The sequence below is a fragment of the Hydrogenophaga sp. genome, from assembly GCF_041633695.1.
Lineage (GTDB): Bacteria > Pseudomonadota > Gammaproteobacteria > Burkholderiales > Burkholderiaceae_C > Hydrogenophaga.
In genome coordinates this window covers 1-3,795 of sequence record NZ_JBFJMY010000403.1, presented here as the reverse complement: position 1 = coordinate 3,795, position 3,795 = coordinate 1, and the positions used below count along the sequence as shown (strand labels likewise).

The 3,795-nt window shown below is 65.2% G+C and carries 4 protein-coding genes and 1 tRNA gene; all 5 read left to right on the top strand.

Annotation, left to right across the window (positions count from 1 at the left end; translation table 11 throughout):
* Positions 1 to 84: 84 nt before the first annotated feature.
* Entirely contained in the window at positions 85 to 990 is a 906-nt protein-coding gene (locus ABYB95_RS18980; protein ID WP_372660409.1) for an NAD(P)-dependent oxidoreductase, read from the top strand.
* A 42-nt stretch (positions 991 to 1,032) separates the two neighbouring features.
* Positions 1,033 to 1,108 (top strand) — tRNA-Ala (locus ABYB95_RS18975).
* Positions 1,109 to 1,189: 81 nt separating this feature from the next.
* Complete coding sequence (locus ABYB95_RS18970; RefSeq protein ID WP_372660406.1) at positions 1,190 to 1,669, top strand: MarR family winged helix-turn-helix transcriptional regulator; 480 nt, start codon at positions 1,190 to 1,192, stop codon at positions 1,667 to 1,669.
* An 83-nt stretch (positions 1,670 to 1,752) separates the two neighbouring features.
* The gene (locus ABYB95_RS18965) at positions 1,753 to 2,811 is read left to right on the top strand and encodes a Rieske 2Fe-2S domain-containing protein (RefSeq protein ID WP_372660403.1); all 1,059 of its coding nucleotides are present in this window, start codon (positions 1,753 to 1,755) and stop codon (positions 2,809 to 2,811) included.
* Complete coding sequence (locus ABYB95_RS18960; protein WP_372660400.1) at positions 2,808 to 3,785, top strand: 2Fe-2S iron-sulfur cluster-binding protein; 978 nt, start codon at positions 2,808 to 2,810, stop codon at positions 3,783 to 3,785. Before ABYB95_RS18965 ends, ABYB95_RS18960 begins: the two co-directional genes overlap by 4 nt.
* Positions 3,786 to 3,795 lie beyond the last annotated feature (10 nt).

Here is a 3,795-nt window from a genome sequence, read left to right as displayed (position 1 = left end):
GGGTACGTCGCCGCCGCGACGGACCCTGGCACGCGTCACCTGCGCATGATGAAATAGGCACACCTTGAACCTTGCCGCCTCACCATGAACACCTCCTCCACCGCCGCCCCTTCGCCCCCGCTTTCCATCGCCGTGCTGGGCATTGGCTTGATGGGCTTTCCCGTGGCCCGCCGCCTGGCCGAAGCCGGTTGCCAGGTGCAGGCCTGGAACCGTTCGCGCGCCAAGGCCGAGCGCCTGGAGCCGTTCGGCGTCCAAGTGGCCGATACGCCCACAGATGCGGTCGCCACGGCCGATGTGGTCATCACCTTGCTGGAACACGGCGCGGCGGTGGAGGACGTTTTGTTCCAGCAAGGCGTTGCCGCTGCGATGCGCCCGGGCGCCCTGCTGATCGACATGTCGTCCATCCTGCCGACCCAGGCCCGGGCCCACGCACAGCGCTTGCTCGGCATGGGCTTGCGGCACCTGGACGCGCCGGTCTCGGGTGGCACGGTCGGCGCGGAAGCGGGCACGCTGGCCATCATGGCCGGCGGCCTGGCGGTCGATTTTGAGCAGGCGCGCCCGGTGTTTGATCTGCTGGGCCGGGCCACACCTGTGGGCCCGCACGGTTCGGGTCAACTCGCCAAACTGGCCAATCAGATGATCGTGGGCATCACCATCGGCGCGGTGGCCGAAGCACTGCTGCTGTGCGAAAGGGGCGGCGCCGACATGGCCCAGGTGCGCCAGGCCATCGGCGGCGGATTTGCCGACAGCCGCATTCTCCAGCTGCACGGCCAGCGCATGGTGGAGCGCGACTTCACCAAGCGTGCCGCGATCACCGTGCAGCTCAAAGACATGCGCAACGCCCTGACCACCGCCAGCGAACTCGGCTTTGACGCACCCATCACCGGCCTGTTCGAACAGCTGTTTGCCCAAGCCGCCGACCACGGCCTGGGCGACCTGGACCACTCGGCGCTGTTTGTCGAGCTGGCCCAACGCAACGGCATGCATTGAACTGGCAAGCCCCGGCAGGCGCTGCTAGACTGGCGAAACCGTGGGGACGTAGCTCAGCTGGGAGAGCGTCGCGTTCGCAATGCGAAGGTCGGGAGTTCGATCCTCCTCGTCTCCACCAAGCCCTTGTTCGCACCGGATTTCCCCGCCGCACGGGGCTCACGGCGCCCAGGTGCGCCGCCACCCTTCCCCACATCCCACCATGACAACCAGCCCTGCCGACGACCTGACCGCCGCCGAGGCCATCCGTCTATTGGCCGAGCCCGGCCACCTGATACGGCGGGCCCATCAGATTGCGGTTTCGATCTTTCACGACACCCATGGACGCCAGGTCACCCCGGTGCAATACGCGATTCTTCGCGCCTTGCAGGAAGAACCCGGAATCGACCAGGTGACGCTGGCGCAGCGCGTCGCGCTCGACACCTCGACCACCGCCGACATCGCCGCCCGCCTGGAGAGCAAGGGCTGGATCGTGCGCGAGCTGATGGCGCGGCGCCAGCGCCGCCTGCTGCTGACCCCGGGGGGCGCAGCCGTGCTCGCCGACATGCTGCCCAGGGTCAACCCCATGTACCGCCAGTTGCTGTCGCCGTTGGAGCCTGCCGAGCAGGCCGAGTTTCTGCGCCTGCTGCGCAAGTTCGACCATTTGAACGACCCGACCAACGGGCCCAAAACTTCGGGTTAACCCTAGATTCAACCGCTTGCCGGGCGGCCAAATCCATCCGTACAATCGACGTCATTCCGTATACTGAATAAGGAGACGATGACATGTTCCCCAAAAACACCTGGTACGTGGCCTGCACCGCCGAAGACCTCGACACCAAACCGCTCGGCCGCACCATTTGCAACGAGCGCATCGCCTTTTTCCGCAGCGATGCCAACAAGGTCGCGGCGGTGGAAGACTTCTGCCCGCACCGCGGCGCACCGCTGTCTCTGGGCAAGGTGTGCGACGGCAAGCTGGTGTGCGGCTACCACGGCCTGGAAATGGGATGCGACGGCAAAGTGGTGTCCATGCCCGGCCAGCGGGTGCAAGGCTTCACCCCGGTCAAGAGCTTCCCGGTGGAAGAACGTTACGGCTTCATCTGGGTCTGGCCCGGCGACGCAGCCAAGGCCGACGCGGCGCTGATCCCACACATGGAATGGCACGACAACCCGGAGTGGGCCTATGGCGGTGGGCTGTACCACGTCAAGGCCGACTACCGCCTGATGGTCGACAACCTGATGGACTTGACGCACGAAACCTATGTACACGCCACCAGCATCGGGCAAAAGGAAATCGACGAAGTGCCGTGCAAGACCACGGAGGAAGGCGACACGGTGATCACCAGCCGCCACATGGAAAACATCAGCGCGCCACCGTTCTGGCAAGCCGCGTTGCGCGCCAAACAGTTGGCCGACGACGTGCCGGTGGACCGCTGGCAGATCTGCCGCTTCACGCCCCCCAGCCACGTGATGATCGAAGTCGGGGTGGCGCACGCCGGTCACGGCGGCTACGACGCGCCCGACGAGCACAAGGTGTACAGCGTGGTGGTGGACTTCATCACGCCCGAAACCGAAACCTCGATGTGGTATTTCTGGGGCATGGCGCGCCGCTACAACCCACAAGACCAGGCGCTCACCGCACAGATCCGCGAAGGCCAGGGCAAGATTTTTTCTGAAGACCTGGAGATGCTGGAACGCCAGCAAGCGAACCTGCTGACCTGGCCGGATCGCAAGCTGCTCAAACTCAATATCGACGCCGGCGGCGTGCAATCGCGCCGCGTGATCGACCGGGTGCTGGCAGCCGAACAGGCGCAACAGGTGCAGCCAGAAGGCGCGTCGGCATGAGCGACAACGGACCCTTGCTGAGCGTTCGGGTACAGCGCAAGCAACAGGAGGCGCTGGACATTTGCAGCCTGGAGCTGGTGCCGGTCAACGACCAACAACTGCCTGCATTCACCGCGGGCTCGCATCTGGACCTGCACCTGCCCGGTGGCGTCGTGCGCCAATACTCGCTGTGCAACACGCCGGACCAAGCAACGCACTACCAGGTGGCCGTGCTGCGCGACGCGCAATCGCGTGGCGGCTCCAAGGCCGTGCACGACTTGTTGCACGAGGGCGATGTGCTGAACATCAGCCATCCCAAGAACCACTTTGCGCTGGCACCGTCGGCGTCTCGCCATCTGCTGCTCGCGGGGGGCATTGGCGTGACACCCATGATGGCTATGGCCGAAACCCTGGCGGCACAGGGCGCCGTCTTCGAGATGCACTACTGCACCCGCTCGGCCGAGCGCACCGCCTTTGCGCCGCGCTTGGCTGCCGCGCCCTACTCCGCTCATGTGCACCTGCACCACGACGATGGTGATGCCAGCCAAAAGATCGACATCGAAGCCCTGCTGCGCAACCAAGCCAGCCATGCCGACACCCATTTGTACGTGTGTGGCCCGCAAGGTTTCATGGACGCGGTGCTGAACACCGCGCGTGCCCAAGCGTGGCCAGAAGCGCGTTTGCACTACGAATTCTTCAGCACCGCCCCCACGGCACGCGACACCGACGGCCCGTTTGAAATCGAAATCGCCAGCAGCGGCCAGGTGATCACGGTGCCGGCCGACTCCACGGCTTTGCAAGCCTTGCTCAAGGCCGGCGTTGACGTGCTCATGTCCTGCGAACAAGGCGTTTGCGGCACCTGCCTCACGCGGGTGAAAAGTGGCGAGCCCGATCACCGGGACCAATACCTGACCCCCGACGAGCACGCTGCAAACGACCAGTTCACGCCCTGTTGCTCCCGCTCCAAAAGCGAGCGCCTGGTCCTGGACCTTTGAAGCCGCGAGG

Bases quoted from the DNA above. Each gene is read 5' to 3' on its own strand.
- ABYB95_RS18980 (WP_372660409.1), top strand. From the start codon at position 85: ATGAACACCTCCTCCACCGCCGCCCCTTCGCCCCCGCTTTCCATCGCC.
- ABYB95_RS18970 (WP_372660406.1), top strand. From the start codon at position 1,190: ATGACAACCAGCCCTGCCGACGACCTGACCGCCGCCGAGGCCATCCGT.
- ABYB95_RS18965 (WP_372660403.1), top strand. From the start codon at position 1,753: ATGTTCCCCAAAAACACCTGGTACGTGGCCTGCACCGCCGAAGACCTC.
- ABYB95_RS18960 (WP_372660400.1), top strand. From the start codon at position 2,808: ATGAGCGACAACGGACCCTTGCTGAGCGTTCGGGTACAGCGCAAGCAA.